At 59.8% G+C, this 706-nt stretch carries 1 protein-coding gene; it reads right to left on the minus strand.

Translation table 11 applies throughout. From position 1 onward, the window contains the following. On the minus strand, positions 1-595 hold a 595-nt coding region (locus tag ATO3_RS28355), incomplete at its 3' end, for a site-specific integrase (protein ID WP_088653059.1). Positions 596-706 lie beyond the last annotated feature (111 nt).

Here is a 706-nt window from a genome sequence, read left to right on the forward strand (position 1 = left end):
CCCGCCCCGACTGATGGAGATAGCGTAGCAGCGAACGGAGCCATGCGGCAGAACCCGAGAGCGATATCCGGCGCAGACCGATGGCGCGCATGTCCATGTAGTGATCGATATCGCGCACGGCCATTGCCGAGAGATCGTCGGCGCCGCTGCGGCAGAAGTACCAATCCAGAAAGCGCCGCGCCTCCCGTGAGCGCGCGTCGATCGTCGCATCTGACAGACCGCGTTCGTCACGCATCCAGTTCCCGTAATCATGGCAAATGGCGTGCCGGAGCATCGCACCCGATTCGATTTCTGTTTCAGGCGGCCACGTGCCTTGGGCGAGGCGGAGCAACCTGCCGATCGCTGTTTGCGGCAGCCTGTGCCAGCGTGAGCTGGGCGGACGACCGTAGCGATCCTGAAAGCAAAGGACTGCGTGGCGGAAATACTGATCGACCTGCGCTGGCGTCACCATCGTCACCGGCATGCCACGCTCAGCCAGGTAGTCCAGGAACCGGCGGGCGTAGAGCCGATGGTTGGTCACGACCACCGGATTGTAGTTCTGCTCCATGAGCGATTTCGCAAGCTCTTCGATCAGCTCGTCGTGCAATTTCAACATGAATGTCTCCTCAGACGGTTGGAAAGCCGCCGAGGTTTGCAATCAAAATAATGCGCAGCAAAGCCCGCGCTGATATCCAGAAGCCAAGGAAAACAAAAATGAATCCCGGAC

This window comes from Marinibacterium profundimaris (assembly GCF_002210095.1).
Taxonomy (GTDB): Bacteria; Pseudomonadota; Alphaproteobacteria; order Rhodobacterales; family Rhodobacteraceae; genus Marinibacterium; species Marinibacterium profundimaris.